The organism is Streptomyces sp. R41 (assembly GCF_041053055.1).
Lineage (GTDB): Bacteria > Actinomycetota > Actinomycetes > Streptomycetales > Streptomycetaceae > Streptomyces.
The window spans coordinates 9455205-9481143 of sequence record NZ_CP163443.1; the positions used below are offsets into that span (position 1 = coordinate 9455205).

The 25939-nt window shown below is 69.8% G+C and carries 24 protein-coding genes and 2 pseudogenes; 9 read left to right on the top strand and 17 right to left on the bottom strand.

Annotated features, from left to right (window positions below; genetic code table 11):
• Nucleotides 1-349: 349 nt before the first annotated feature.
• From AB5J53_RS42960 to AB5J53_RS42985, 6 genes are all read right to left on the bottom strand, one after another.
• Nucleotides 350-1867 (bottom strand): amidase, encoded by a 1518-nt coding sequence (locus AB5J53_RS42960; protein ID WP_369250997.1) that lies wholly within the window; start codon nucleotides 1865-1867, stop codon nucleotides 350-352.
• Between the two features lie 169 nt (nucleotides 1868-2036).
• Nucleotides 2037-3038 carry a zinc-binding dehydrogenase gene (locus tag AB5J53_RS42965; protein ID WP_369250998.1) on the bottom strand — a complete coding sequence of 334 codons (1002 nt, stop codon included), beginning with the start codon at nucleotides 3036-3038 and terminating at the stop codon, nucleotides 2037-2039.
• A 591-nt stretch (nucleotides 3039-3629) separates the two neighbouring features.
• The gene (gene fmdA, locus AB5J53_RS42970) at nucleotides 3630-4880 is read right to left on the bottom strand and encodes a formamidase (RefSeq protein ID WP_369250999.1); all 1251 of its coding nucleotides are present in this window, start codon (nucleotides 4878-4880) and stop codon (nucleotides 3630-3632) included.
• Nucleotides 4881-4905: 25 nt separating this feature from the next.
• Nucleotides 4906-5544 carry an AmiS/UreI family transporter gene (locus AB5J53_RS42975; RefSeq protein WP_369251000.1) on the bottom strand — a complete coding sequence of 213 codons (639 nt, stop codon included), beginning with the start codon at nucleotides 5542-5544 and terminating at the stop codon, nucleotides 4906-4908.
• Nucleotides 5545-5625: 81 nt separating this feature from the next.
• Nucleotides 5626-5904, bottom strand: a complete 279-nt coding sequence (locus AB5J53_RS42980; protein WP_369251001.1) for an FmdB family zinc ribbon protein — start codon at nucleotides 5902-5904, stop codon at nucleotides 5626-5628.
• A 189-nt stretch (nucleotides 5905-6093) separates the two neighbouring features.
• Complete coding sequence (locus tag AB5J53_RS42985) at nucleotides 6094-6402, bottom strand: CrcB family protein (RefSeq protein WP_369251002.1); 309 nt, start codon at nucleotides 6400-6402, stop codon at nucleotides 6094-6096.
• Nucleotides 6403-6563: 161 nt separating this feature from the next.
• Between AB5J53_RS42985 and AB5J53_RS42990 the strand changes: the two genes are divergently transcribed.
• Both AB5J53_RS42990 and AB5J53_RS42995 read left to right on the top strand, forming a co-directional pair.
• Entirely contained in the window at nucleotides 6564-7727 is a 1164-nt protein-coding gene (locus AB5J53_RS42990) for an NAD-dependent formate dehydrogenase (RefSeq protein WP_369251003.1), read from the top strand.
• 239 nt (nucleotides 7728-7966) lie between these two features.
• The gene (locus AB5J53_RS42995; RefSeq protein WP_369252835.1) at nucleotides 7967-8389 is read left to right on the top strand and encodes a hypothetical protein; all 423 of its coding nucleotides are present in this window, start codon (nucleotides 7967-7969) and stop codon (nucleotides 8387-8389) included.
• A gap of 460 nt (nucleotides 8390-8849) precedes the next feature.
• Here the strand turns inward: AB5J53_RS42995 and egtD are convergent, their stop codons facing one another.
• The 4 genes from egtD to egtA are packed head-to-tail and all read right to left on the bottom strand — an operon-like array spanning nucleotide 8850 to nucleotide 13274.
• Entirely contained in the window at nucleotides 8850-9812 is a 963-nt protein-coding gene (gene egtD, locus AB5J53_RS43000; RefSeq protein WP_369251004.1) for an L-histidine N(alpha)-methyltransferase, read from the bottom strand.
• Nucleotides 9809-10600 carry an ergothioneine biosynthesis protein EgtC gene (gene egtC / locus AB5J53_RS43005; protein ID WP_369251005.1) on the bottom strand — a complete coding sequence of 264 codons (792 nt, stop codon included), beginning with the start codon at nucleotides 10598-10600 and terminating at the stop codon, nucleotides 9809-9811. The genes egtD and egtC overlap by 4 nt, the downstream gene beginning before the upstream one ends.
• Nucleotides 10600-11940, bottom strand: coding sequence for an ergothioneine biosynthesis protein EgtB (egtB, locus tag AB5J53_RS43010; RefSeq protein WP_369251006.1), 1341 nt, complete (start codon nucleotides 11938-11940; stop codon nucleotides 10600-10602). The genes egtC and egtB overlap by 1 nt, the downstream gene beginning before the upstream one ends.
• Nucleotides 11937-13274, bottom strand: coding sequence for an ergothioneine biosynthesis glutamate--cysteine ligase EgtA (gene egtA, locus AB5J53_RS43015; RefSeq protein ID WP_369251007.1), 1338 nt, complete (start codon nucleotides 13272-13274; stop codon nucleotides 11937-11939). The genes egtB and egtA overlap by 4 nt, the downstream gene beginning before the upstream one ends.
• A gap of 257 nt (nucleotides 13275-13531) precedes the next feature.
• On the opposite strand from egtA, the gene AB5J53_RS43020 reads away from it, so the two are divergent.
• Nucleotides 13532-14362: a TIGR02452 family protein gene (locus AB5J53_RS43020; RefSeq protein WP_369251008.1), complete on the top strand. Its 831-nt coding sequence runs from the start codon at nucleotides 13532-13534 to the stop codon at nucleotides 14360-14362.
• A gap of 49 nt (nucleotides 14363-14411) precedes the next feature.
• Here AB5J53_RS43020 and AB5J53_RS43025 read toward each other — a convergent pair.
• Nucleotides 14412-14983, bottom strand: a pseudogene (locus tag AB5J53_RS43025) (dihydrofolate reductase family protein).
• Nucleotides 14984-15148: 165 nt separating this feature from the next.
• On the opposite strand from AB5J53_RS43025, the gene AB5J53_RS43030 reads away from it, so the two are divergent.
• Nucleotides 15149-15787 carry a LysE family translocator gene (locus AB5J53_RS43030; RefSeq protein ID WP_369251009.1) on the top strand — a complete coding sequence of 213 codons (639 nt, stop codon included), beginning with the start codon at nucleotides 15149-15151 and terminating at the stop codon, nucleotides 15785-15787.
• Here AB5J53_RS43030 and AB5J53_RS43035 read toward each other — a convergent pair.
• Nucleotides 15784-15981, bottom strand: coding sequence for a hypothetical protein (locus tag AB5J53_RS43035; RefSeq protein WP_369251010.1), 198 nt, complete (start codon nucleotides 15979-15981; stop codon nucleotides 15784-15786). The genes AB5J53_RS43030 and AB5J53_RS43035 overlap by 4 nt on opposite strands.
• An 87-nt stretch (nucleotides 15982-16068) precedes the next feature.
• Here AB5J53_RS43035 and AB5J53_RS43040 point away from each other — a divergent pair, with 87 nt between their 5' ends.
• Both AB5J53_RS43040 and AB5J53_RS43045 read left to right on the top strand, forming a co-directional pair.
• On the top strand, nucleotides 16069-16725 hold the full coding sequence (locus tag AB5J53_RS43040; protein ID WP_369251011.1) for a maleylpyruvate isomerase N-terminal domain-containing protein: 657 nt from the start codon (nucleotides 16069-16071) through the stop codon (nucleotides 16723-16725).
• Between the two features lie 255 nt (nucleotides 16726-16980).
• A complete protein-coding gene (locus tag AB5J53_RS43045) occupies nucleotides 16981-17532 on the top strand; it encodes a YciI family protein (RefSeq protein WP_369251012.1) in 552 nt (183 codons plus the stop codon).
• A gap of 165 nt (nucleotides 17533-17697) precedes the next feature.
• Here AB5J53_RS43045 and AB5J53_RS43050 read toward each other — a convergent pair whose 3' ends face one another.
• From AB5J53_RS43050 to AB5J53_RS43065, 4 genes and pseudogenes are all read right to left on the bottom strand, one after another.
• Nucleotides 17698-18144, bottom strand: a complete 447-nt coding sequence (locus AB5J53_RS43050) for a type II toxin-antitoxin system PemK/MazF family toxin (RefSeq protein ID WP_189185576.1) — start codon at nucleotides 18142-18144, stop codon at nucleotides 17698-17700.
• 113 nt (nucleotides 18145-18257) lie between these two features.
• Nucleotides 18258-19748 (bottom strand): SPFH domain-containing protein, encoded by a 1491-nt coding sequence (locus tag AB5J53_RS43055; RefSeq protein ID WP_369251013.1) that lies wholly within the window; start codon nucleotides 19746-19748, stop codon nucleotides 18258-18260.
• A 228-nt stretch (nucleotides 19749-19976) separates the two neighbouring features.
• Nucleotides 19977-20201, bottom strand: coding sequence for a hypothetical protein (locus AB5J53_RS43060; RefSeq protein WP_369251014.1), 225 nt, complete (start codon nucleotides 20199-20201; stop codon nucleotides 19977-19979).
• 85 nt (nucleotides 20202-20286) lie between these two features.
• Nucleotides 20287-20991, bottom strand: a pseudogene (locus tag AB5J53_RS43065) (AraC family transcriptional regulator N-terminal domain-containing protein); the annotation flags it as partial.
• On the opposite strand from AB5J53_RS43065, the gene AB5J53_RS43070 reads away from it, so the two are divergent.
• Nucleotides 20950-22023, top strand: a complete 1074-nt coding sequence (locus AB5J53_RS43070; RefSeq protein WP_369251015.1) for an aldo/keto reductase — start codon at nucleotides 20950-20952, stop codon at nucleotides 22021-22023. The pseudogene AB5J53_RS43065 and the gene AB5J53_RS43070 sit on opposite strands and share 42 nt — an antisense overlap.
• A gap of 42 nt (nucleotides 22024-22065) precedes the next feature.
• On the opposite strand, the gene AB5J53_RS43075 is transcribed toward AB5J53_RS43070, so the two are convergent.
• Entirely contained in the window at nucleotides 22066-23490 is a 1425-nt protein-coding gene (locus AB5J53_RS43075; RefSeq protein ID WP_369251016.1) for an amidase, read from the bottom strand.
• Between the two features lie 167 nt (nucleotides 23491-23657).
• Between AB5J53_RS43075 and AB5J53_RS43080 the strand changes: the two genes are divergently transcribed.
• Together AB5J53_RS43080 and AB5J53_RS43085 are read left to right on the top strand one after the other, a co-directional pair.
• Nucleotides 23658-24692 (top strand): LacI family DNA-binding transcriptional regulator, encoded by a 1035-nt coding sequence (locus tag AB5J53_RS43080; protein ID WP_369251017.1) that lies wholly within the window; start codon nucleotides 23658-23660, stop codon nucleotides 24690-24692.
• A 48-nt stretch (nucleotides 24693-24740) separates the two neighbouring features.
• Nucleotides 24741-25919, top strand: coding sequence for a 4-hydroxybenzoate 3-monooxygenase (locus AB5J53_RS43085; protein ID WP_369251018.1), 1179 nt, complete (start codon nucleotides 24741-24743; stop codon nucleotides 25917-25919).
• Nucleotides 25920-25939: the final 20 nt, after the last annotated feature.

The following is a 25939-nucleotide window of genomic DNA, read 5'->3' on the forward strand; positions in this document are numbered from 1 at the left end:
GAGCAAGACAACTCGCCGCGAACCGGGCAGGCCCAGGGCGCCCTCGAACGCCTCACCGCCCGCTACGAGGAGGTCACCGCCGGACGGCCCCTGCACCCGCCCCGGGCCCCGGCGAACCGCGCTGCATGGGCAGGGTCGCGAACCTGCTCGCCCGCCTCGACACCACTGTTTGCCGCCCAGGAGGACGCCAGGAGGCAGCACTTCCCCGAGGAACTGATCGGGGCAGTCGCGGTCGCCCGTGACCTCGGTGTTGAGCTCCGGCCCGTGCACGGCGGTGAGACGATCCGGCCTTGGATGATCTATCTCTCAGAGGAGAAGGCCAGCTTTCGGTACCGACTCTCCGGGGCTTTCACGTTCGGGGTGTGCAGGGGCTGGGGATGCCCAATGATCGAGCGGATGCGGTTGCCGATGCCGCCCAATTCGGTGCCTGGAAGCCGCCGATCTTCTGCTCGAGCAGTTCGGCCAGCCGCAGCGGGGTGCGGTCCTCGTACATCGGACCGATGAGCTGCACTCCCACCGGCAGACCCTCGGGGGACCGGCCCGCTGGTATGGCGGTGGCGGGCAGGCCGGGCATGGTGGCCAGACCAGCCCAGACAAGTTGGTCGAGGTACGGGTACTCGACGGCGTCGATGTCGATCCGGCGTTCCAACAGATCGGGGTTGTGGTCGTGCGGGAACGCGGGGGTTGGCGTGATCGGACACACCACGGCGTCGAACTCGGCGAAGAGCTGGCGCCAGCCGTGGCGGTGGAGCTCGCGACGGTTGTTCGCCTCGATCCAGTCGCGGTGGCTGAACACCATGCCGCGCAGACGCGCCGCGTCGAGACTCTGGTCGTGTGCGCTCAGTCCGGCGGCGCGGGTCCGCAGCTGCTCGTACGCCTCGACGGGAAAACGCGCAACGGAGCTCGAAAACAGCAACTGCGTGTAGAGCGTCGCGGCTTCGGTCAGATCGGGTAGCAGCGGACTGTGCCGTTCGACGCGGGCGCCGCCGTCGACCAGCGCGTCGGCCACCCGGTTCACGCCCGCCCGCACAGCGGACCCGGTCGGAATGAGCGGATGCTCGTCGAGGACCAAGACCCGGAAGTCGCGGAGCCGCTCGTGGCGCGCGGGCGGCAGCGTCACGTGGTGCGCCACGCCGAACGTCAGTGGGTCCGGTCCGGCCATGACGTCGAGCAGGAGCGTGAGGTCGCGGGCGGCGCGCGCCATCGGACCGACGACGGCGAGGTCGTGGTCGACCGGCAATGCCGGCTCGGACGGCGGGACCATACCGCGGTTCGCGGCCAGCCCGAGGGTCGGCTTGTGCGCGTAGACACCGCAGAAATGCGCGGGGGTGCGCAGCGAACCGCCGATGTCGGAGCCGATGGACAGCGCGCCGAACCCGGACGCCAGGGCCGCCGCCGATCCACCGGAGGATCCACCCGGCGTGCGACCGTGATCCCACGGGTTATTGGTGGTGCCGTAGATCTCGTTGAAGCTCTGCACATCTTGCAGCCCCAAGGGCACATTGGTCTTACCGAGCACCACCGCGCCTGCGGCCTTGAGCCGCGACACCTGCACCGCGTCCTCGGCCGGCATGTAGTTCCGGTGTAGCGGCATGCCCCAGGTCGTGGGCAGCCCGGCGATGTTGTAGGACTCTTTGACCGTCACCGGAATGCCGAGCAGCGGCCGGTCCTCACCGCGGGCGCGCGCCTGGTCGGCACCGCGCGCGGCGGCGCGTGCACGATCGAAGTCCGGCACACAGATCGCGTTGATCGCCTTGTCGTCCCGCTCGATACGGGCGATCACCTCGTCGGTCAGTTCCGCCGAGGTCACTTCACCGGCACGCAAGGCAGCCGCGAGTTTTTCGGCCGTCTGAGAATTCCAGTCCATGAGTCGGACCGTACCGGCCTCTGGAACAGGTCATGAAATGCCGCTTCGCACAACGGGATTGATGTCTCACGGCAATAGCGGCTTCAGCTGCTCCCGCTGTTGGTCTGTCAGATCTCCACGGGCCACGCCGAGATCGTTCCACGACCTTGATCAACACTTCAAACAGGCCCTAATGCCGGACGCGGACGACGAGTTTGCCGGTGGCGCGGTCGTGCTCCATGTCGTCGTGGGCCTGCGGCACCTGCTCCAGGCCGTCGTAGACGCGGTCCACGGGGAAGGCCAGCCGGCCGGCTGCGATCGCGTCGAGGATCTCCTGGAAGGCTTCCCGCGGCAGGTCGGCGGCGTCGCCGAAGTAGCCCGCCAGGCGCACACCTTTCGGCAGGTACTCGTTCGGAGAGAAGTCCCGCACCGTCCACTGGTTGGAGAGGCTGCCGCCGAAGCAGGCCGTGCCGTGCACGCGCACCGCGCACAAGGTGTCGGGCAGGGTCGGCGTGCCGACGAGATCAAGGGCGGCGTCGACGCCGTCCGGGTACAGCTCTCGCACGGCGGGCGCGACCTCGCCGGTGTCGAGCAGAGGGTGGTCGACACCGTGCTCCTTCAGCGAAGCGAGGCGGCTGGCCCGCCGGGTGGTGGACAGCACAGTGGCGCCGCGCCATGTGGCCAGGGCGGCGGCGGCCAGGCCCACCGAGGAGGTGCCGCCGCGGATCAGCAGGGACTGACCGGGCTTCAGGTCCAGGCCGATGGTGAGCGAGCCGTAGGCGGTCTGCACCATCTCCGGCAGGGCGCCCAGCACCTCCCAGGGCAGGTCGGTGTCGACGGGGATGACCTGGGACAGCGGCACCGACGTGTATTCGGCATAGCCGCCGTCGAAGGTGCGCCCCATGTCCCCCATCATGGCGACAACCTTCTGCCCAGGAGCCAGCCCGCTTTCGGGCGGGGCTGCGTCGACGGTGCCGGCGGCCTCGATACCCGGTACCCGGGGAAAGCTGACGCCCACGCTCAGACCCAGCCGAAGCTTCAGCTCCGAGCGGTTGAGGCCGAACGCCTCGATGCGGATGCGCACCCAGCCGTCCCTCTCGGGCGGGAGAGGGAGCGTGGTCAGCCGCAGGTTGTCGACGGGGCCGGGGGAGGAGAGTCGGACGGCGCGCATAGTGGTCGGCGAGGACGTCATGGGCCTGCCTTCTTCCCTGGGTAGGAGAGTTGGTCAGCGGTGGTCAACATGCAGCCGCTGCGGCTTCATTCCTGACTCGCCCCGGGTTTCCGCCTGTTGAGATTCACCCCCGACCATGTCCTTGCCGACCGCGCCTGCTCCTCCCGCCGCATCCGCGCCTACCTGCGGTCCGCCGGTGGGCCGGCCGAGGATGCGGGCGACGTTGGACTGGGGCAGTTCAGGCTGACGGCGGCCGGGACACCGTCCCGTTCGACGAGTCCGGAGATGAAGGCATTGCGGACGGGCTGGTCCACGGCGCTGGCGGTGCCCAGGATGACGGCCAGCGCGCACAAGGACGGCAGGGTGATTCTTCCGGTGAGGGTCCTGTGGGGAATTTTCTACTGGCCACTGACACCACCCTTCTGATCCGTTTCAGGCATCAGTCGTCTTCGTGAGCTGCAGGGGCTCCAGGCTCTTTCCGCCCCTGGGCGAGATCGCGGCGAGCGTCGAGCGTGTCAGGGTGGTCAGGGCCGTGGACTCGTGACATGCGAGCCCACGCACAGTACGGCCCCGCAGTCCTTCCGGCTGCGGGGCTGTGGTCGTCCGGTCCGGTCAGGCGGTGCTCACCGCGCACTTGCCGCGGTCGGCCTTCATCGGGCCGTCGGCGGAGGGCCGGACATCGAAGTCGAATATGGCGCTGGGTACGTACAGCGAGCAGCAGGCGTTGGGGATGTCGACGATGCCGCTGATGCGTCCCTCGATGGGTGCGGAGCCGATGAGCAGGTAGGCCTGCTCTCCGCTGTAACCGAACTTCTTGAGGTACTCGACGGCGTTGAGGCAGGCCCGGCGGTAGGCCAGCGTCGCGTCCATGTAGAAGTTGGTGTCCGTGTCGTGGTCTACGGAGACTCCGATGAAGGAGATGAACTCCGTGTACCTCGGCTCCACATTGCCCGGCATGAAGATCGGGTTGGTGGAGACGCCGTACTTCTCCATGCCGCCCTTGATCAGGTCGACGTGGAAGTCGATGAAGCCGCCCATCTCGATGGCACCGCAGAAGCTGATCTCTCCGTCGCCCTGGCTGAAGTGCAGATCGCCGGCGGAGAGCTTGGCGTCCTTCACATACACGGGGAAGAAGGCCCGCGAGCCACGGGTGAGGTTCTTGATGTCCTGGTTGCCTCCGTTCTCACGAGCCGGGACCGTGCGCGCGCCTTCGGCGGCGATGCGCGTCGCGAGGTCGCCGGTGGCTGTGCCGGCGAGTGCGTTGCTGGTGTCCGGGGGGACGGCGAGCGGCGGGACCCGGTTCGGATCGGTCTCGATCAGCGCCGTCTCGCGGGCGTTCCAGCGGGCGAGCATCTCGGCGGAGGGGGCCGTTCCGAACAGCCCGGGGTGGGTGATCCCGGTGTAGCGGATCCCCGGAAGGTGACGGGATACGGCCTGCTGTCCGTGCAGGTCCCATATCGCCTTGTAGGCGTCGGGGAAGTAGTCGGTCAGGAAGCCGCCGCCGTTGGCCTTGGCGAAGATGCCGGTGTACCCCCAGCCTTGGCCCGCCGCGTCCCCGGTCTGCTGGGGAACGGGGCCGAGGTCGAGGATGTCGACGACGAGTAGGTCGCCCGGTTCGGCGCCCTCTATGCCTATCGGGCCGCTCAGCATGTGGGGGATGGTCAGGTCGATGTCGCGTACGTCGTTGGCGGAGTCGTTGTTGCCGACCTGGCAGTCGGTCCAGTCACGACACTCCAAACGGAACTCGGCGCCAGGCTTGACCGTGGTCACTGTGGGGACGTCCGGGTGCCACCTGTTGTGTCCGGGGACATCCTGGTCACGCATCGACTTGCTCTGGTCAACATGGAAGATTACTTCGGGCATGACAGCTCCTCGTTTCCAATCCAGGTCACGTTGGTGCGCTCACGCTTCCGGCCGCCCGGGCCGCCGGGGTCGGCTGCCGAGACCTGGTGAGCGGCCACAGCCCCGCGAACGCCAGGACGCCGAACGCCGCCAGGGCGATGGCGATCTCGGTGGGGTGTTTCCAGTAGCCGGAGAGCAGCAGCCCAGCGGGAATCACTCCCGTGACCCAGCCCTGGACCGCCGTTACCCAGCCCGTATAGGCCCTGAGGTGGCCGTTCATCTTGAGACCGAGCAGCAGGAAGAACAGGAACCACAGGAATGCCCAGTAGAGCCAGATGACCCCGAAGGGTTGGTCCTTGAGGAGCCGGAAGTTGACGAACGCGTATCCCAGGGCCGCGATTGCCACGAACAGCGAGTAATAGCCGACGCCGGTGCTGTCGAGACCGGCGAGCAGGCCGATACCTACGTAGAGGTAGGTGAAGCCGAACAGATAGATCCCGGACGCTGCCAGAATCTTCAAGGGGTCATTGTCGGCGGTGAAGATGAGGTAAGTCGGCGTCAGCACCTGCAGTGCGCCGATGAAAAGGTTGAACACTGCTCCAGCCTTGGCGTCGACCTTGCCGAGAAGCAGCAAGCCGTTCATGAAGAGCACCGCACCGACAAAAAGCAGTCCCACATTGCCCACGGGGACGCACCTCCTCGGTCCGCGTGGGGGACGGAATTGGCGAAACCCGCCTGAGACGTTCTGCCTTGTCGACCACCGCCCTCAGGGTTGCGGCAACCGCGAGAGCGCGGGGTGCGGGCGCCGTGGCACCCTTCTGCCTGGCGGCACTTCGGAAACGACTGCCGGGGCATCACGGGACCGCTCCTCCCGCTCATGGAGGGCGGCGACCGTGCGCGAGGTCAGCGTGAGGCCGGGCGAGGAGTACACACGTTTTGCAGCCCCTGCGCAAACAGGGCAGCCATGGGTGGCGGGCGCAGTCCCGATCGCCAACTTGACGTCGAAAGGACCACACCGGCTGCATCGGTATTCATAGGTTGCCATCACCCCTCCGGGTGCCGGTGGACGCTGGCCAACCCGGGAATGAGGCGGCGCGGAACTCTCATAGGCGCACGCCACGATTCTTGTTACTCACTTTCAAGGAGACGACTCGCCAATGCGGGTGTCAAGTCCCGGACGGCCGGGCCGCCGTGTTCCCCGGACGACGTTTTCCTGGCGATCCGACAGCGGGGCTCAGAACGTCCCGATGGCAAGCCCGGCCGCAGCCGACGGCGAACCTGTCGCGAGGCTCGACCCTCCGTACAACAGCGATGTCCCGACCTGCCTTTGCTCGCACAGGCGGACCAACTCGTAACTGAATGTGGAGAACGTCGTGCAGGAGCCGCAGAAACCGACGCCGGCGATCGGATCGATCTGCTCCGGCAGCCCGTGCCGTGCGCCGAGGCTCACGAGAAGCTCCAGGACGTACGAGCCGGTGATGTTGATCAGCCATGTGCCACGAGGGAACGAGCCGGGCTTTCGGTACTGCACCCACTGGTGCACCTGCCCCATTGTCCGCGGCGGGTATCCACGTGAGAGCTCCGCTGTCGACGGGGATTGCAGCACCTACTCCCACTCGACTAAAATTCAAGATCATCGGTGCCGATCGGTTCAGGTGCCCGACCGGTTTTCCGGAGCAGTGGCCCCACCGATGGAGGACGGCCATGGCAAAGATCCTTGCGGTGCTCTATCCGGATCCCGTGGGCGGTTATCCACCCGAGTACGCCCGCGACGAGATTCCCACCATCACCGGCTACCCGGGCGGTCAGACCGCGCCGACCCCGCAAGCCATCGATTTCACCCCGGGACAGCTCCTCGGCTGCGTCTCGGGAGAACTGGGACTGCGCCGCTTCCTGGAGGAGCGGGGCCACACGTTCGTCGTCACGTCCGACAAGGAAGGCGCGGACTCCACGCTGGACCGCGAGCTGCCCGACGCCGACGTGGTGATCTCGCAGCCCTTCTGGCCCGCCTATCTGACCCCCGAGCGGATCACCGCCGCTCCCCGGCTCAAGCTGGCGATCACCGCGGGGATCGGGTCGGACCACGTCGACCTGCCGAGCGCGATCGACCACGGCATGACCGTGGCGGAGGTGACCTACAGCAACAGCATCAGCGTGTCCGAGCACGCCGTCATGCAGATCCTCACCCTGGTGCACAACTACCTGCCCGCCCACGAGTGGGTGAGTACCAAGAAGGGCTGGAACATCGCCGACAGCGTCTCGCGCGCCTACGACCTCGAAGGGATGGACGTCGGCGTGCTCGGCTCCGGCCGTATCGGCCAGGCGGTGCTGCGCCGCCTCAAGCCGTTCGACGTCAGGCTGCACTACTGCGATGTGCACCGGCTGCCCCAGGAGGTCGAGGAGGAGCTGGGGCTGACGTGGCATCCCGACGTCCGGTCGCTGGCCCCCGCGGTCGACGTGCTGTCGATCCACACCCCCCTGCATCCGCAGACGCAGAACCTCTTCGACGACGAACTGATCGGGGCAATGAAGCGCGGTTCGTACATCGTCAACACGGCACGTGCGCTGATCGTCAACCGCGACGCCGTGGTGCGGGGCCTGAACAGCGGCCGGCTGGCCGGGTACGCCGGTGACGTCTGGTATCCGCAGCCGCCACCGCCCGACCACCCCTGGCGCACGATGCCGTACGAGGCGATGACACCGCACGTGTCCGGTTCGACCCTCGCGGCGCAGGCGCGCTATGCCGCCGGCACCCGGGAGATCCTGGAGAGCTGGCTCGACGGGCGTCCCATCCGCCCGGAGTACCTGATCGTCGACGGCGGCGGTCTCGCCGGGACGGGAGCGCGTTCCTACACGGTCGCCGGATAACGAATACAGCCGCGGACAATAAATCAGCAGCGGATTCCGCGGAAGATCTACTCTTGCCTTCCGCGAACCCATGCCTGCTGTGAGCCGACTCACGCCAAATTTCGCTGGACGGGCGCGAGCGAGAGCTTTAGCGTCCTTAAATAGTTTGATTTTCCATTATGCGAAGGCACCGGCGCCGCGCATACTGTTTCGCGGGAAACAAGGCGAATGCACGCCGGGAAGGTGGATCAGTGAGCAGCATGGACGCCGTGTGGGTACGGGGCGTGAACGGCATTCAGATGCATCACGTGACCGACCTTCAGGATGCCGGCAGATTTCTCGGCAACGCAGCGATGGCACTGCGGGCCGCGCATGTGCGGACCGGTGCCGACCGGTACGTCGGACTCGCCGCCGAGCTCAAGGCCCTGGTGCAGCGGGTGCGGGAGCTGGAGGACGAGGCGCGCTCCAGCATGCACGAACTGCACTCCAGCGACCCCGAGCGGTTCGTCCGCTGCCGGGACGGTCACGAGCCCTGGCCCGGCGAGATCCCGGCGGGATTCATTCCACGCCACACCTGCAAGGACGAATGCCTGTACCACGACCGCGACGTCCTCGAAGCGATCATGCAGTGCACCTGCGGTCGGCCGCCGTGCCGGGCGTGTGAGATCGACGGACAACTCTGACGCCCTGACGGCCCCGGACGCGGCCCGCGGCGGGCTCCCCCGTTGAACGGGAGCCCACCGCGGGCCGTCGTCATCCTCGGCCTTTGAGTGGCAGCTCAGTGGCTGTCGAGGCCGGCATCCCTCGCTGACGCAGACAGATCAGGAGTCATGCGCCGGCCTCGACGCCCCTGGCGCAGAGTTGGTCCGGTACGGGTGGGTGGTACGAGACACCCGGCCACGTCGCGACAGATGCGCTCCCGGCGCGCAACCCCGGTTCGGTCGTCATCCACCCGAGACGCGGTAGTCGATCACCCCGTACTCCCCGTCCAGCGCGCCGCGTACGGCGGTACGTCCGCCCAGGAGACGCGTTGCGCTGTTGGGGGCCGACGCTGGTCGCCGGCATCGGGTGCCGGCGGTATCCGCGCGTCGGCCCCCGATGCCGACCAGGTTCACCACTCGGGCGGTCTGTGGTCCACCGGGACTACCCGGCCGTGCTCAGCGACAGCGCGAAGCGGCCCTCCTCGTCCGTCCACCAATGGCTCAACTCGAAGCCCGCCGCGGCCAGTTCGCCGCGCACGCCCTCCTTGCGGAACTTCGCCGAGATCTCGGTGCGCAGTTCCTCGCCGTCCGCGAAGTCGACGGCGAGGTCGAGGGCGGGGATCTTCACGGTCTGCGCCGTACGCGACCGCAGCCGCATCTCGATCCACTCCCGCTCGGCGTCCCAGAGGGCGACATGGTCGAACCCGTCCGGGTCGAAGTCGGCGCCGAGCTCGCGGTTGACGACGGTCAGTACGTTCTTGTTGAACGCGGCCGTCACCCCGGCCGCGTCGTCATACGCGGCGACCAGGACCGACTCGTCCTTGACCAGGTCCGTGCCCAGCAGCAGCGTGTCGCCGGGCGACAGCAGGGCCCGTACGGACGCCAGGAACGTGGCGCGTTCGGCGGGCAGCAGATTGCCGATCGTGCCGCCGAGGAACGCCACGAGCCGCGGCCCGGGCGTGCCGGGAAGCGAGAGACCGCCGGTGAAGTCGGCGATCAGCGCGTGCACGTTGAGGTCCGGGTGCTCGGCGATCAGCGCCTGCCCGGCCTGGGTGAGGGCGCTCTCGCTGACGTCGACGGGGACGTACGTGTGCAGCTCGGGCAGTGCTTTGAGCAGATACCGCGTCTTCTCCGACGAGCCGGAACCCAGCTCGACGAGGGTGCGCGCGCCGGTCGCCCGGGCGATCTCGTCGGCCCGGGCGATCAGGATCTCCCGCTCGGCGCGCGTCGGGTAGTACTCGGGCAGTTCGGTGATCTTCTCGAAGAGCTCGCTGCCGTACGCGTCGTAGAACCACTTCGGCGGCAGCGTCTTCGGTGTGCGGGTGAGGCCATGCAGGACGTCGGCGCGCAGCGCGGCGTCCGTGGCGTCCTCGGGCAGGGTGCGGGTGAGAAGGAACGGACTCACGTACGGGGCTCCTTCGGTGGTGCGGATGCCATGTCGTCGGTCATGTCCTTGAGCGGGGTGAGCAGCACCTCGGTGCGGCTCGCCGTGAGGAGTGTGCGGTCGGGGACCTCCTGCCAGTGCGGATCGTCGTCGTAGGGCTCGGAGGCCACGACGGTGCGGCGGCCGGGTTCGGTGAGATACCAGAGGGTGTCGCCCCAGGCGGTCGCGGTGATCGTGTCGCCGTTGGTGAGCAGCAGGTTGAGCCGGGACCCGGGGGCCGCCTCGGCGACCTCCAGGACCGTGTCGGCCAGCGCCTGGCTCTCGTCGTCGCCGGCGCGCAGCCGGTGCAGGACCAGCGCCCACACGAGCGCCGAGTCGCAGCGGGCCTCCAGCGACAGCAGCTCCACCGCGGGCAGGGTCGCGGCGAGCGGGGCGAGGGAGCCGGGCCACCCGAGCACGGCGCCGTTGTGGCTGAACAGCCAGGGGCCCGCGGTGAACGGCGCCGCCGCGGCCTCCCCGTCCGCGCCCGCCACGGTCGCGTCCCGCACCGCCGCGAGCAGAGCGGAGGCCTTGACGGCACGCGCCAGGTCGGCGAAGGACTGGTCGCCCCAGATGGGCCCGGTGCGTCGGTACCGGGCGGGCACGGGGTCCCCCTCGGCGTACCAGCCCACCCCGAAACCATCGGCGTTGACCGTCCCGTAGCGCTGCCGCCGGGGTGCCCACGACTGCCGGTACAGGCTGTGCGGCGGTTCCAAAAGGACGGCTCCGAGCGGTTCCTCTGGTCCCAGGAACGCAAGATGACGGCACATCAGGCGCTCCCGGGCCCGGCGTCCCGGGCCGTCCGGAAGCCGGAGAAGATCTGCCGCCTGATCGGATAGTCCCAGTTGCGGAACGTGCCCCGGCAGGCCACCGGGTCCACCGCGAACGAGCCACCGCGCAGCACCTTGTACTCCGGCCCGAAGAACACCTCCGAGTACTCCCGATAGGGGAAGGCCACGAAGCCCGGGTAGGGCGCCAGATCGCTCGACGTCCACTCCCACACGTCGCCGATCAACTGCCGTACGCCCAGCGGCGATGCGCCCGCCGGATAGCTGCCGGCCGGGGCCGGGCGCAGATGGCGCTGGCCGAGGTTGGCGTGCTCGGGGGTGGGGTCGGCGTCGCCCCACGGATAGCGCGTGGAACGGTCGGTTGCCGGGTCGTGGCGGGCCGCCTTCTCCCACTCGGCCTCGGTGGGCAGCCGCCGCCCCGCCCAGCGCGCGTACGCGTCCGCCTCGTACCAGCACACGTGCAGCACCGGCTCGTCGGGCGGTACGACCTCGGTCGCACCGAAGCGGCGCCGCAGCCACTGTCCGCCGTCGCGGCGCCAGAACAGCGGTGCCTCGATGTCGTGGGCGCGGATGTGGTCCCAGCCTTCCGGAGTCCACCAGCGCCGGTCGCCGTAGCCACCGTCCTCGATGAAGGCCTGGTACGCGGCGTTCGTGACCGGCGTGGTATCGATGAAGAAGGACGGGACCGTACGCCGGTGCGCGGGCCGTTCGTTGTCCAGCGCCCACGGCTCGGTGGACGTGCCCATCACGAACGGGCCGCCGGGCACCAGCACTTCGGCGGGTCCGGTGAACAGAGCGGGCGCGGGGTCCGGTGCCGTCAGGGCGGCCGGTCCCTTGCGGAGTTGGTGAGTGATCAGCATGGTCTCGTCGTGCTGCTGCTCGTGCTGCGCGATCATCCCGAAGGCGAAGCCCGCCTCGGTCAGCCGCGTGCCCTGGAACGCGGTGCTCTCCAGGACGTCCAGCGCCCGGCCGCGCACCTCGGCCGCGTACTGGCGGGCCTCGGCGGGTGGCAGCAGCGGCAGCGAGGGCCGTTCGGCGCGCGGATGCTCGAACGCGTCGTACAGCCCGTCGATCTCGGGACGCATCGCCTCACGCCCCGCGACCGCGCGCAGCAGCCACAGCTCCTCCTGGTTGCCGATGTGCGCGAGGTCCCAGACCAGCGGGGACATCAACGGCGAGTGCTGTGCGGTCAGTTCGGGCTCCTCCACACAGGACGTGAGGAGCGCGGTGCGGTCGCGGGCCGTGGTGAGCGCGGCCAGCGCGCGTTCCCTGAGTGACTCCGGGTCCGTGAGTGATGCGGGGAGGGTTTCGGGGGCGGTCATGTGCGGATGTCCTTCCCGTGGAACTGACCGTGCGACCGGCCGTGAGATTGACCGTGGGATTGGCCGGGGGATTGACGGTGCAGTTGACTGAGCAGATCATCGGCCGGGCAACGGCCCCGGGCCACGTAGCGGTCGGTGAACTCCGCCACGGCGTCCAGGACTGCGGTGGTGGCCCCCAGCCGGGGCAGGGCCTCGGCCGCCGCCGCGAAACAGGTGACGGCGGCCTCGCGCAGCTCCGGATCGGCCAGGCCGTTCCGCGCTGCCTCCTGCCACAGCGGATTGCACGGGGCCGGCAGCGAGTCCGCCCGCTCGGCGAGGGGCTTGACGGTCCGGTAGGCGATCTCGGCGGCCTCCGCGTCGTCGAAGAGAGCCGCGGTGACGGCGAGCGGCACGATCCACCCGTCGTCGCCCGGCTGCGCGTCGATCATGCGGAGTTCCAGATGGCCGCGCGGACGCACCGGCGGGAACAGGGTCGTCAGGTGATAGTCGAGATCCGCCCGGTCCGGTGGCGTGCCGGACCGGGTCCACTCCCGGAACGTCATACCCTCCGGTACGCCCCAGGGGCTGCCGTCCGGCGCCCGTACGCACATCACCGGCGCGTCCAGCACACGCCGGGCCCAGGCGGCGCGCGGCTCGGCGCCCAAGGGGGGCGCGCTGGACCGCCCTGGGTCCATCGCCGCCCACAGCGACTGCCGCGTGGAGCGCCAGCCGGTGTGCCGTCCCTGGGCAAGGGGGGAGTGGGCGAACGCGGCCACCAGGACCGCGCCCAGCTGGTGCGCCAGCCACCAGCGCCGCCCGTGCCCGAGCGGGCCCGGCTCCTCGTACCCGGCGTCCAGGCACACCTGGACGGAGGCCGAGCTGCACATCATGGCGCGGCCCTCCGGTCCCGCGCGGTCGAGATACCGCTCCATGGCGTCGTAGCGCGGCTCATGGAGGAATCGGCTCGGGGGGTTCCAGGGATCGTGGCCGTAACCACTGAGGCCGAGGCCCGACTCACGCAGCGTCGCGCGTACGGCGTCGAGGTCGGCCGAGACGGACCGGATGCACTCCATCAGGGAGGCGGCGGGAGCCGAACTGAGCTCCAGCTGGCCGCCGGGTTCGACGGTGAGCGCCGAACGCAGAGGCAGGGCCCGTAGTGCGGCATATGCCGCTTCGAGTCGTGCGGGTGGTACCGGGAGCTGCGGCAGCCGCAGCTCGTGGACGAGCCATTCCACTTCGACACCGAGGTAGCGGGGCGGACCGGTCTTGAAGCAGATGCCACGGACCAGCGCCTCCACCTCGGCCTCGGTGACTGCGGAGCGGCGCTCCGTACAGTCACTCACCGAATCGGACATGTCGGGATCCTCCTGAGATTCCACCATGTCGCCGGCCCGGCGTCTTGTGGGCCGAACCGGCAATCGTTCGTCCCACCCAAGACCCTCGCGGCGGTTCGCACAAGGGTGCAGATCGTCGCTTTCAGGACCGGGAAACACTGTTTGCAGGGCCGCGAAACTCTGTTGCGCCGCATGACCAGCATCGCTCACGATGCGTTCATGGGCACCACGGGGGACATCGCACGGGGCGCGCTCATGGCGTGTACGGGGGTCGCGCCATGAGCACGCGCCTGCGCGCGATCGCGCAGCAGACGGAGGAAATCGTCGCGGCGGGGGCGTACCGCGCGTCCGACGGGCGCGAGGTTCCGATCGCCGCGCCGGTCGAGGCCGCCCGGGCCGGGACGCGGATGTACGGGCCGGAGCCGGTGGAGACACCGCCGGTCACTCCCGTCGACACCGTGTTCGAGGTGACGGGCGAGAGCAGCCTGGAGGCCGCTCGAAGGCTCGCCCGGGAGAGTGAACCCGTCGCCGTCCTGAACTTCGCCTCCGCCCGCAATCCTGGCGGCGGCTACCTGAACGGCGCGCAGGCCCAGGAAGAGGCCCTGTGCCGGGCCTCCGCGCTGTACACGTGCCTCCTGCGGGTCCGGGAGTTCTACGACCACCACCGCGCCCACCGCGACCCGTTCTACACGGACCGTGTCATCCACTCACCCGCCGTGCCCGTCTTCCGCGACGACCGCGGCCGACTCCTCGACGAGCCGTACACGACCGGATTCCTGACCGCCGCGGCACCCAACGCGGGCGTCGTCCTGCGCACCGCTCCGGAGCGCGCGGCCGAGCTGCCGCACGCCCTCGCCGTACGCGGCGAGCGCGTCCTGGAGACCGCCGCGGCGCAGGGCTACCGACGGCTGGTGCTCGGTGCGTGGGGTTGTGGGGTGTTCCGGAACGACCCGGCGCAGGTGGCCGAGGCGTTCAAGGACCTGCTGGTCAAGGGCCGCTTCGAGGGGCACTTCGAGCACGTGGTGTTCGGGATTCTGGACCGCACGTCGGGTGGGGCGACGCGCAGGGCGTTCGACCAAGCGTTCGCATCTGCGGCGGGGGCCCGCTGAAGTGCCCCTTTAGGGGCTGTGACTGAGCGACCAAGTTACGTGCTTCTACTCAGCGACGGACGCGGTAGCGGATGTGGGTGGCCACCGGCGTGTCGATCACCCGGATGATCTCCAACTCGATCTCCGACGGCAAGACGTCGAACAGCCGACGGCCACGACCGAGCAGCACCGGGATCTGATGGATCTGCACCTCATCCAGCACTCCGGCCTCGAGCGCCCGTTGCGCCGTGTACGCACCCCGCACCTGCACGTTCTTGTCCCCGGCGGCGGCCTTGGCCTGTGCCATCGCGCTTTCGATCCCGTCGTTCACGTACGTCACCAACGGATAGCCCCAACGGGCGGCCGGGCCGGGCGGGCGGTGACTGGGCACGAAGATCGGGAGACCGCCGTGATCACCGCCCCAGTGGTCCATGAGCTCGGCAGTCCGCCGTCCCACGAGCACCGCACCGGCCGCGTTCCACTCGTCCTGGAATTGCGCGGCCGGCCCGGACGACCGGCCGGACTCGCCGTCGGCGTCGGCCCACTTGTGCAGTCGCTCGCCATCGTCGCCGCCGAGGAAATCGTCGGTTCGGCGATGTACCCGTCGAGCGACATCGACATGTCGAGCACTGATGCGGACATTTCGACCTCCTGCGGTCTCGAACCAGGCTGGTTTCAATGTGCTGCAGACCTGGCATGGCGGCATTACTCATCGGCCACCGCAGTGGCCGACAGCCCACGGGGCATGGGGTCCGCGCGTGGAAAAGGGGCTGCAGGCATGCAGGGCCTGCGTGTTACATGGGTTTCATGGTGTCTACCGACCGACTGCTGGCCTTCACGGCCATGTCGTTCTTGCTGATCGTGATACCCGGTCCCAGCGTGCTGTTCGTGATCGGGCGGGCGTTGGCGCAGGGGCGGCGTGCCGCGCTGACCACGGTCGCGGGGAACACGCTGGGAGCCTACGTACTCGTCGTGGCCGTGGCGCTCGGGGTGGGGGCCGTTGTGGAGCGTTCGGTCCTCGTCTTCACAGCCCTGAAGCTCGTGGGCGCCGCGTATCTGGTGTATCTCGGTGTCAAAGCGGTGCGGCAGCGCGGGTCGTTGCATGCCGCGTTCACCGGTGACGTTCCCACGCGTGGCAGCCTGCGCACATTGTGGGAGGGCTTCGCGGTCGGCGTGGCCAATCCCAAGACCATCGTGTTCTTCGCCGCCGTGCTGCCTCAGTTCGTCGACCGTGGCCAGGGGCACGTCACGGTTCAAATGCTGTTGCTCGGTCTGGTCTTCAACGTCATCGCGGTGGCTTCTGACAGCGTGTGGGGATTGGTCGCGGCCACCGCGCGGAGCTGGTTTGCCCGTTCACCGCAGCGGCTCGCGATGGTCGGCGGGGTTGGTGGGCTCACGATGATCGGTCTCGGTGTCACCGTCGCCGCGACAGGCCGCAAGGATTAGGTTCCGCCCCGCAGATTCATATGCCGGTTTTGGATCAGAGCAGAGCCGTAGCCGGCAGAGCGATCGCGGGCGGAGGTCCCTGGCCCAGGGCGCCGCGCCACGATGGGGCGCTCGTAGAAGAACCGCTCCAGCGCTCCGGCGACGATGTGGGTGAGCGCCGCGATGAGGGCGAAGACCTGGGTCACGAGGTTCACGGTTCGGAGCGTCCGTCTCTGCCCGGAGATCGGCAAGAGCCTGCGGTCTCGGTCGCAGCGAGGGCCGGGCGCTGCTAGCTTGCGGCCGTGGATCTCTTCTCCCGCTCGTGGACAGCGTTGCGCACAGCGGTCGCCGAACTCCCGGACGAGGACTTCGCGCGGCCGTCCGGCTGCGCCGGCTGGCTCGTACGGGACTTGGTGTGCCACCTGATCATCGACGCTCAGGACGTCCTGATCACCCTCGTCACCCCCGCCGAAACGGAACCGACCCGGGACGCGGTGACCTACTGGGATGTCGCCGAGACGCCGCCGACCGGCGACGACCCGCTCGACGCGCTGACTGTCCGTCTGGCCGCCGCGTACGAAGAGCCGTGGCTGCTCAAGTTCCATCTCGACGACATCGGTTCGGCCGCCGGTCGCGCCGCCGGACTCGCGGATCCCGCGCTCCGGGTCGGCACCCGCGACGAGGTGCTCACCGCGGGCGACTACCTCTGCGCGTACGTCCTGGAATGGACGCTGCACCACCTCGACCTGATCGCACACCTCGCGGACGCGGCGGAGCCACCCGCCGAGGGGCTCGCCCGGTCGCGCGAGCTGCTGGAGAAGATCGCCGGTGCGGCGTTTCCCCCGTCGTTCTCCGACAAGGACGCGCTGCTGATCGGCACCGGACGGCGTGCCCCGGCCGAAGCGGAGAAGGCCGAACTGGGTGAGCTGGCCGCGAAACTCCCGCTCGTCCTCGGCTGATCGGTCCGAGGGTGATCGTCTGGCTCAACAGGACCTTCGGCGCGCGCAAGACCTGCCGTACGTGACCGCGGTTGTCAGTTCCCGGGGCGCACTCGCCTCGGCCGACTTCGACGCTTGGCGCGGCCGACTGAGCGGTTGTCACCGCGCTTCCGTGATGGCTACGCGGTCTGACGGAACGCCGCCGCGCTTGGAGCGTGCGGTCGTCGTTGCCAAATCCCGTTGAGATGCCGCCGTACGTGGGGAGAGTCTGTGGGCATGGAGTTCTTCTGTTACCACCGCGACCGGCCCGGCTCCGTCACGCTGCGCAACGAGCTGCTGGAAGAGCACTGGTCCTACATGGACCGGTACGAGAGGGAGATGATCGCCCGCGGCCCGACCCTCTCCAGCGACGGAGACACGCCCACCGGCAGTGTGCACATCGTCGACCTGCCAGATTCCGCCGCCGCCCGCGCGTTCGCCTTCAACGAGCCCAACTATCAGGCCGGCGCGTACCGGGACGTGCTGCTGCGCAGATGGCGCAACATGCTGGGACGCACCATGTGGGATTTCCCTGGTGGCCGGACCGGTGGCAGCCGGTATCTGGTGCTCGGCCTCGGCGCGGGGCAGGCCGCCGACCTCATCGTGCCGCCCGACCGTGACGAGCTGATCGCGTACGGGCCGCTGCTGTCCGACGACGGCGCCACCTGGCTGGGTACGGCGGTGCTGCTCCGGGCCCCGGACCCGGACACGGCACGCGCCGTCCTGACCCCGGACCGGCATGCCCACATCGAAGTCCACGACTGGCAGTTCGGCGGGCGGCCGTCATGAACCAAGTCATCACGCAAGCACGACCACAACCAACTGAGCCGCTCGGTCACAGGGGCGCAGGGCTGTGACATACGCGGCTCAGCCGCGCGGGCGCGACCAGCCACAACCGACACGCGGTGTCTTCACTGCCCTGGAAGCGCCTTCACGGCCCTGGAAACGCGGCGCTCAACGCCACCCGTACCGCTCCCGCAACCGATGCACCACCGAATTGAACCGCATCCGATCCAGCGCACACGCCTCCCGCCGCATCCCCTCCTCATGCAGCCGCAGCACGCGATCCACGTCCACCCACGAGTCGCGCCCGGACCGGTCCCATGGACCGGAGCCGATCGGCACCCACTCCCGGTCGCCGTCGTGCCGCTTGCTGGAGAGCTGCACGGCGAGGAAGGTGCCGGCGGCCTCGCGTGCGACGACGAGCACCGGACGGTCCTTGCCCCGCCCGTCGTTCTCCTCGAAGGGCACCCACGTCCAGACGATCTCACCGGGATCGGGGTCGCCGTCATGCGCGGGGGAGTACTCGGTCCGCACTCGCCCCACCTCGCGGGGCTCGGCCTCGGTGGTCGCGGTGGGCCCGTAGCGGCCGGGAACATCTTCGTCGGTAAAGGCAGTCACGGGGGCCACGTTAGAGCCTGTGCCCCGCGGGTCGCCGAGCAGGGCCGTACACACGTGACTTCGGGCGTACGGAGATCAACTCCCGTACGCCCGAAGCCTCACGCCTCAGCTATTCACCCCTCGTCCTTCTCCACCGGTACCTTCTCGGTGCGCGGCGGTACGAACCCGTTGAGCCCGGGCGCCGTGCCGTTGCCCGCCGTCCCGTTCTGGTTCATCGACGCGAGCAACTGGCGTGCCAGGCCCAGGCCCGTGCCGCCCATGGTGAGCGCCTTGGCGAACATGTCCGACATGCCGTCGGCGCCGTTGAGCAGCACCATGTGCTCGACGTTGCCGAACGCGCTCGCGCCCGCCTGGACGATCTCCGGCCAGTTCTCGGCGAGTTGCTGGGCGACGACGGCCTCCTGGTTCTCGGCGAGGGCGGCGGCCCGCGCCTTGATGGCCTCGGCCTCCGCCAGACCCTGCGCACGGGTCGCCTCGGCCGTCGCCAGACCCTTGGCCTGAGCGGCGGCGGCCTCGGCCTCACCGGTGGCGCGGGTCGCCGACGCGGCGGCCGCGCCCCGGGCCTTGGTCGCCTCGGCGTCCGCGTTGGCGGCCGTCTTGACCCGGGTCGCCTCGGCCGCGGCCGCCAGCTCGGTCTCCTTCGCCTTGGCCTGCGCGGCCGAAATGCGCGCGTCACGCTCGGCCTCGGCCCGCGCGCGGATCTCGTACGCCTTGGCGTCCGCCGGCTTGCGGACGTCCGCCTGGAGCTGCTGCTCGCGGCGGTGCGCCTCGAGTTCGGCGACGCGTGTCTCCTGTACGACGACGTCCTGCTGGGCGGCCGCGAAGGCGAGCGGTCCGGCCTGCTGGGCCTTGGCGGCCGCCTTGTCGCGCTCGGCCTGGTAGCCGGCCTGCAGGATCTCGCTGTCCCGGGTGGCTTCCGACATCCGGGCCGCGGCCTGCTGCTCGGCCTCGGTGGCGAGACGATTCGCCTCCGCCTGCGCGATCCGCGCGTCCCGCTGGACGGCGGCGGCGTGCGGCATCGCGAGGTTCTTGATGTACCCGGTCGGGTCCTCGATCTCGTGGATCTGCAGTGAGTCGACGATCAGACCCAGCTTCTCCATCTCCGTACCGCAGGCGGCCCGGGTCTGGCCGGTCAGCTTCTCGCGGTCGCGGATCATGTCCTCGACGGTCAACCCGCCGACGATGGACCGCAGATGACCGGCGAACACGTTGTGCACCCGCTCCGCCATCAGCTTCTGCTGGTCGAGGAAGCGGCGGCCCGCGTTGGCGATCGACACGAAGTCGTCGCCCACCTTGAAGATGACCACGCCCCGCACCTTGAGCGGGATGCCCTGGTGCGTCACGCAGTCCACGTGCAGCTCGGTCTCGTTGAGGTCGAGCGAGATCTTGCGCACCGCCTGCACGCCCGGCAGCACCAGCGTGCCGCGCCCCGTCACGATGCGGAATCCCATGCCTTCTTCAAGGCCTTCGGTCCGATGCTTCGAACCGGAGATGATCAGTGCTTCGTTGGGCTCCGCGACGCGCCACATGAGCTTGAAGACCACAACGATGAAGATCAGTGCGAGGACAACCGCCCCCGCCACGACGCCGACAACCATCGGCATACGCCCCCTTTGCATGGTGCCCTATCGGCACCGAACGAACGGGAGTGTGCTCCTGTGCAAGGCCGGGATCCAGACGCTGACGGATCCTTGTTGCAATCTTGACGCGGACGGCTCTCACCTGGGGCGGGACCCGCACAGACGAGCTGTCAACTGTCGTACGCCCGCCGGACCGTGCACAGACGAGCCGTCAACTGTCCTACGCCGGCCGGACCGTGCACAGCCGGGCTGTCAACTGTCGTACGCCGCCGACACGTAGACGGTCCGAGGCGGCAGATACTCCACCACCATCACCACCGTGCCCCGCTCGATGCGCTCCTTCGCGGACGCGGGATACGCGAGGAAGTGCTCGGCGCCGCCGCGCACCCGGACGATCACCTCGCCGACGAGCCCGGGTCCGACCGTACCGGTCACGCGCCCCATCAACCCGACCATCGACACATCGTCCATGGTCACAGACTAACGACCGGCAACGGAGTGAGTCTGTGCCCGCCTCGGGAATGACGGTGCATCAGCACTCGTCGACGGTCGACGCCGGTCCTCAGGGCAGGTGCCGGATGTCGTGCGGGTGGCTGTCCGCGCGCAGCCGCGCGGCGTCGTGGCCGGGTGGGGCGCCGAACAGGCGGCGGTACTCGCGGCTGAATTGGGAGGGGCTGTCGTAGCCGACGAGATGTCCGACGCCGGCGACATCGTCCGGGCGGGCGACCAACAATGAGCGGGCTTCCTGCAGGCGGATGCGTTTTTGGAACTGCAAGGGGCTCATGGTCGTGACGGCGCGGAAGTGCCGGTGGAACGCGGACGGGCTCATCCCCGCCAGCCGCGCGAGGTCCTCGATGCGCATCGGTTCGGCGTAGTTGCCGCGAATCCACCGGATAGCCCGGCTGACGTGGGAGAGGCCGCTGTCGGCCAGGCCGATCTGGCGGATCATGCCGCCGTGCGGGCCGGTGAGCAGCCGCCAGAGGATCTCCCGCTCGATCAGCGGGGCGAGCACGTGTGCGTCCGCGGGGTGGTCGAGCAGTCGGAGCATGCGGGCCAGCGCGTCGAGCAGCTCGGGGCCGGCCTCGCCCGTCGCGATCGCGGGCGGGGCGGCCGTGCCGCGCGACCGCTGTCCGGCCGGGGCCTCCAGCAGCAGCGGGGCGATGGCGGCGGGGCGCAGCACCAACCCCAGGGCCAGCGACGGGGCTTGTGGGGTGGCGTCGAGGAAATGACCGGTGACGGGCAGGTCGGCGGTCACCACGAGGCACTGCGGGTCAGCCCGTTCGCGCTCGGCGCGATGACCTTCGGCGAGGATCCCGGCGGCGCCGGATGCAGCGTCGAGGAGTCGGAGAAGATCCTCGCGACCTACCTGGACCTCGGCGTCGACACCGCGAACTTCTACACCAACGGTCACTCGGAGAAGATCCTCGGCGACTGGTTCGCCGCCCGTCCCGGCCGGCGCGATCACGTGGTGCTGGCGTCGAAGTTCTTCGGCAACCTCTACCCCGGTGACCCCAACGGCGGCGGTGCGGGCCGCTCGTCGATCATCGCCCAGCTCGACGAGACCCTGCGCCGCCTGCGTACCGACTACCTGGACCTGTACTGGCTGCACAACTGGGACCGGCGCACTCCGATCGAGGAGACGCTGCGCACCCTCGACGACCTGGTCCGGGCCGGAAAGATCCGCTACATCGGGTTCTCCAACACGCCGGGCTGGGTCACCGCCCAGGCCCAGACCACCGCGCTGCTGAAGGGATGGACCCCGCTGATCGCGCTGCAGGTCGAGTACTCGCTGCTGGCGCGCACGGTCGAGGGCGAACTCGCGCCGCTCGCGCTCGATCAGGGCATGGCGCTGGTTCCCTGGAGCCCGCTGAAGAACGGCTTCCTGTCCGGCAAGTACCGGCGCGACACCCAGGTCACCGACTCCGCCCGCACGGCCTTCGTCGGCGGCCCCAGCGAGGACGAGTTCACGGTCATCGACACCGTCGCCGCCATCGCCGACGAGCTCGGCACCACCTCCGCGGCGGTGTCGCTGGCCTGGCTGCGCGCCCGCGAGGGCACCGTAGTGCCCATCATCGGCGCCCGTCGCGTGGACCATCTGGCCGACAACATCGCCGGCCTGGAGGTGACGCTCACCCCCGAGCACCTGCACACGCTCGACGAGGTCTCGGCCCCGACCCTGAGCTACCCGGCACCGATGCATGGTGCGCTGCGGGCGATGCTGCAGTTCGCGGGGACCACCGTCGACGGTGAAGCGTCCACCGTGTATCCACCGCTGCTGCAGAGTGCCGTCCGCTACTGAGGATGCGTGCTGGACTCACGCGGTCGTGGCGCCGGAACTCGCCTACACCGCAGGAGAGTCCGCGGGAGCCTCGTGCGGCGGCCATTCTTCGTGCCAGCGCCGGTCCGCCTCCAACTGGGCGGCCAGCGACACCAGAAGCGGCTCGCTGTTCGCCGGCCCGAGCAACTGGGCGCCGACAGGCAGCCCGTCGCCCACGAAACCCGCGGGGACGTTCACGCCGGGCCAGCCAAGGATGTTCCACGGCCAGGCGTACGGGCACGCGGCGATCATGGCCCGGTCGGTGCCGAGGCCGCCGAGGTTCACCATCGAGCCGATCCGCGGCGGGGGAGCGGCGGTCGTCGGCGCCAGCAGCACGTCGTACGTGTCGAAGAGCGCGCCGATCCGGCGGTGCAGCGTGGCCTCCGCCCTGCGGGCCGCCCGCAGGGGAGCGCCGCCGAGCAGCCGGCCGAGGCGGGCGGCGTCACGGGTGCGCCGGTCGAGGAGATGCGGGAACGGCACATCGCGCACCCGCTCGGCGAGGCCGACGGTCGCGCGTGGGATGAAGGTGAGCCCGATCTGCCCGTACCGCGGCTCCGCCTCCTCCACCTCGTGCCCGAGCGCAGCGAGCCGCTCCGCGAGCGCGACGACCTTCGCCTTTACGGCGGGGTCGAGCCGGGCGGGCAGCGCGGTGAACGGCGGTTTCAGCGACAGCGCGATCCGCAGCCGGCCCGGGTCGCGGCCCACCGCGTCGGACACGCGCAGCGCGGCCGGGCGGTGCAGATCGCCGTCGTGGTTGCCGCTCGCCGCGTCCAGCAGCAGGGCCGCGTCGGCGACCGTGCGGGCGAGCGTTCCGTTGACCGTGATGCCCTGGAACGACTCCGGGCGGGGCCAGGTCGAGATCCGGCCGCGCTGGGGCTTGATCCCGATCAGGTGCGTCCAGGAGGCCGGAATGCGCACCGAGCCCGCGCCGTCCGAGCCCAGCGCCGCCGGGACCAGACCCGCCGCGACCGCCGCCGCGGAGCCCCCGGACGAGCCGCCCGGGGTGTGGGCGTGGTGCCAGGGATTGCGAGTGGCACCGAAGGCGGGGCCCTCGGTGAAGGGCCACTGGCCGAGCTCGCAGGTGTTGGTCTTGCCGATGACGACGGCTCCGGCAGCCCTCAGTCGGCGTACGGCCTCTCCGTCCTCGGCCTGGGGCGGGAAGTCGCCCCGGCAGCCGAACGCGGTCGGCTCGCCAGCCACATCCATGTCGTCCTTGACCGCCACCGGCACCCCGAGCAGCGGCCGCCGCACCCCCGCCGCCAGCTCCTTGTCCGCGGCGTCGGCCTCGGCGAGCGCCGCCTCGGCGCGCACCAGCCGGAAGGCGTTCAGGGTGGGCTGGGTCGCCTCGATCCGGGCCAGCGCCCGCTCGACCACCTCGCGCGCGGTCACCTCACCGTCGGCGAGGGCGCGCGCACACTCGGCCAGACCTGCGGCACGGTCGGGAGCCATCCGGACACCTCCGAAGCACGTCGTCTACCGAACGGTAACCTCCGGACGGGCCATCCGGTACGGGAAGCGGAAGTTCCTTTGCGGAAGCGGGAGTTCCGCCGTTCCGGGCCCCGAAGGTCCCCCGGCACAAAGCGGCGCGCCGTGCTTCTGCAAGGATGCGCTACGTCATGGTGCAGATACCGAAGCAGTCCGTCCCGCCGTCGCCCGCACAACGACCCGTGCCGACGAGTGCCGATGTGGCGCGCCTCGCGGGCGTCTCGCGTGCGACCGTCTCGTACGTCCTGAACAACACCAGTGCCGTCCGGATCAGCGAACCCACCCGCCGCCGCGTCCACGAGGCCGCCAAGGAGCTCGGGTACGTCCCGCACGCCGCCGCCCGCAGTCTGCGCGCCGGGCACAGCCGCATGGTCCTGATGCCGGCGCCGCCGGTGCCCGTGGGCCCCCTCTACAGCCAGTTCTTCAACGAGCTCCAGTGGGCCCTCAGCCGCCTCGACTACACCGTCGTGCAGTACGGCAGCGTCGGCCTGCACGGCGACGAGGCGGCCCGCGTCTGGGCGGAGCTGCGCCCGGTCGCCGTCCTGGTGCCCGGCAGCGGGCTCGGCCCGCAGGGCGTGGCCGTCCTCAAGCGCTCCGGTGCCCGGGCCGTCGTCACACTGGGCCCCGAGCGCGTGGAGGGCGCGCACGCGCTGCTCATGGACCACGAACGGGTCGGCCACTGCGCGGGTACCCACCTCGCGGCCCGCGGCCGCCGCCGCATCGGTGTCGTGGTGCCCGAGGAAGCGGGATTGGAGATCTTCTCCAATCCCCGCCTCGAGGGCGTACGCCGCGCCCTGCACGGCACGGACGCGTCGATGACCGAGCTGCCACTCGCCTACGAGGAGGAGGCCGCCGCCCGTCTCGCGGCCCGCTGGCGCTCCCTCGACCTCGACGCGGTGTTCGCGTACAACGACGAGTACGCGATGCTGCTGATGCGCGCCCTGCAGGACGAGGGCATCGGCATCCCGGACGACACGGCCGTCATCGGCGCCGACGACCTGATGCTCGGCCGGCTGCTGCGGCCCCGCCTGAGCACCGTCCACATCGAGCTGCCGTCCGGACGCGACCTCGCCGAGCTGGTCGACCGCGCGGTGCGGGAACCGGGCGCGGCGCCCGAGACACACGAGGTGCTGGGCGCGCGGGTCGTGCATCGCGACTCGAGCTGAGAGAGGCTGTAGCTGGTCCCCGGCCGGACCAGAAGCGGGAGGCGCGTCATGCGGACGACGGTCGGCATCATCGGCGGCGGCCCGGCGGGGCTGCTGCTGGCCCGGCTGCTGCACCGGACGGGAATCGACTGCGTCGTCCTGGAGAGCAGGACCCGGGCCTACGTCGAGCAGCGCCAGCGCGCCGGAATGCTGGAGCAGGGCACGGTGAACGCGCTGCGCGAGTGCGGCGCGGCGGATCGTCTGGACGCCGAGGGCCTCATCCACAACGGCATCGAGCTGCGCTTCGACCGCGAGCGTCACCACATCGACTTCCCGGTGCTCACCGGCGGCCGCACCGTCACGATCTACGCCCAGACGGAGATCGTGAAGGACCTGATCGCCCTCCAACTCGCCGAGGGGCCGCCGCTGTTGTTCGAGGCCGAGGCGCTCGCCGTCGAGAAGCCGGAGAGCGAGGCACCCGTCGTGCGATTCGTGCACGAGGGCCGCGAGCAGACCCTGAGCTGCGACTACGTGGTGGGCTGCGACGGCTCCCACGGCATCGCGCAGGGCGCCTTCCCGGCCGAGGTGAGCCGCACGTACGCGCACGACTACCCGTACTCATGGCTCGGCATCCTCGCCGATGTGCCGCCCTCCTGCGAGGAGTTGATCTACGCCCGTGGCCCGGGCGGCTTCGCGCTGCACAGCATGCGCTCGCCGACGGTGTCCCGGCTCTACCTGCAGGTCCCGAACGGCACCGACGTCGACGACTGGCCCGACGAGCGCATCTGGGACGAACTCTCCGCACGCTTCGACATCGACGGCGACTGGCGGCTGGAACGCGGCCCCATCACCTCCAAGTCCGTGACACCGATGCGCAGTTGCGTCCACGAGCCGATGTGCCACGGCCGGCTTTTCCTGGCCGGGGACGCCGCGCACATAGTGCCGCCGACCGGCGCCAAGGGCCTCAATCTGGCCGTGTCCGACGTACGGGTCCTGGCCCGATGCTTCGCCGAGTTCCATCACACGGGATCGACACAACTCCTCGACCACTACTCGGAGTTGTGCCTCGACCGGGTGTGGCAGGCCACGCGTTTCTCGTACGACATGACTAGGATGTTGCACGCTCAACCAGATGGGGATGCCTTCGACCACCGGATGCAGCTCGCGCGGCTGCGCCGGATCACGGCATCCCGTCACGCGGCGGCCGAACTGGCCGCGAACTACGCGGGACTTCCGCTCGCGTTATGAGTTCGACGAGCCGTGTCGGC

Coding starts and splice junctions, on each gene's coding strand:
- AB5J53_RS42960 (WP_369250997.1), bottom strand. CDS start 1,867: ATGGACTGGAATTCTCAGACGGCCGAAAAACTCGCGGCTGCCTTGCGT.
- AB5J53_RS42965 (WP_369250998.1), bottom strand. CDS start 3,038: ATGACGTCCTCGCCGACCACTATGCGCGCCGTCCGACTCTCCTCCCCC.
- fmdA (WP_369250999.1), bottom strand. CDS start 4,880: ATGCCCGAAGTAATCTTCCATGTTGACCAGAGCAAGTCGATGCGTGAC.
- AB5J53_RS42980 (WP_369251001.1), bottom strand. CDS start 5,904: ATGGCAACCTATGAATACCGATGCAGCCGGTGTGGTCCTTTCGACGTC.
- AB5J53_RS42990 (WP_369251003.1), top strand. CDS start 6,564: ATGGCAAAGATCCTTGCGGTGCTCTATCCGGATCCCGTGGGCGGTTAT.
- AB5J53_RS42995 (WP_369252835.1), top strand. CDS start 7,967: ATGGACGCCGTGTGGGTACGGGGCGTGAACGGCATTCAGATGCATCAC.
- egtC (WP_369251005.1), bottom strand. CDS start 10,600: ATGTGCCGTCATCTTGCGTTCCTGGGACCAGAGGAACCGCTCGGAGCC.
- egtB (WP_369251006.1), bottom strand. CDS start 11,940: ATGACCGCCCCCGAAACCCTCCCCGCATCACTCACGGACCCGGAGTCA.
- egtA (WP_369251007.1), bottom strand. CDS start 13,274: ATGTCCGATTCGGTGAGTGACTGTACGGAGCGCCGCTCCGCAGTCACC.
- AB5J53_RS43020 (WP_369251008.1), top strand. CDS start 13,532: ATGAGCACGCGCCTGCGCGCGATCGCGCAGCAGACGGAGGAAATCGTC.
- AB5J53_RS43030 (WP_369251009.1), top strand. CDS start 15,149: ATGGTGTCTACCGACCGACTGCTGGCCTTCACGGCCATGTCGTTCTTG.
- AB5J53_RS43045 (WP_369251012.1), top strand. CDS start 16,981: ATGGAGTTCTTCTGTTACCACCGCGACCGGCCCGGCTCCGTCACGCTG.
- AB5J53_RS43055 (WP_369251013.1), bottom strand. CDS start 19,748: ATGCCGATGGTTGTCGGCGTCGTGGCGGGGGCGGTTGTCCTCGCACTG.
- AB5J53_RS43070 (WP_369251015.1), top strand. CDS start 20,950: ATGACCGGTGACGGGCAGGTCGGCGGTCACCACGAGGCACTGCGGGTC.
- AB5J53_RS43075 (WP_369251016.1), bottom strand. CDS start 23,490: ATGGCTCCCGACCGTGCCGCAGGTCTGGCCGAGTGTGCGCGCGCCCTC.
- AB5J53_RS43080 (WP_369251017.1), top strand. CDS start 23,658: ATGGTGCAGATACCGAAGCAGTCCGTCCCGCCGTCGCCCGCACAACGA.
- AB5J53_RS43085 (WP_369251018.1), top strand. CDS start 24,741: ATGCGGACGACGGTCGGCATCATCGGCGGCGGCCCGGCGGGGCTGCTG.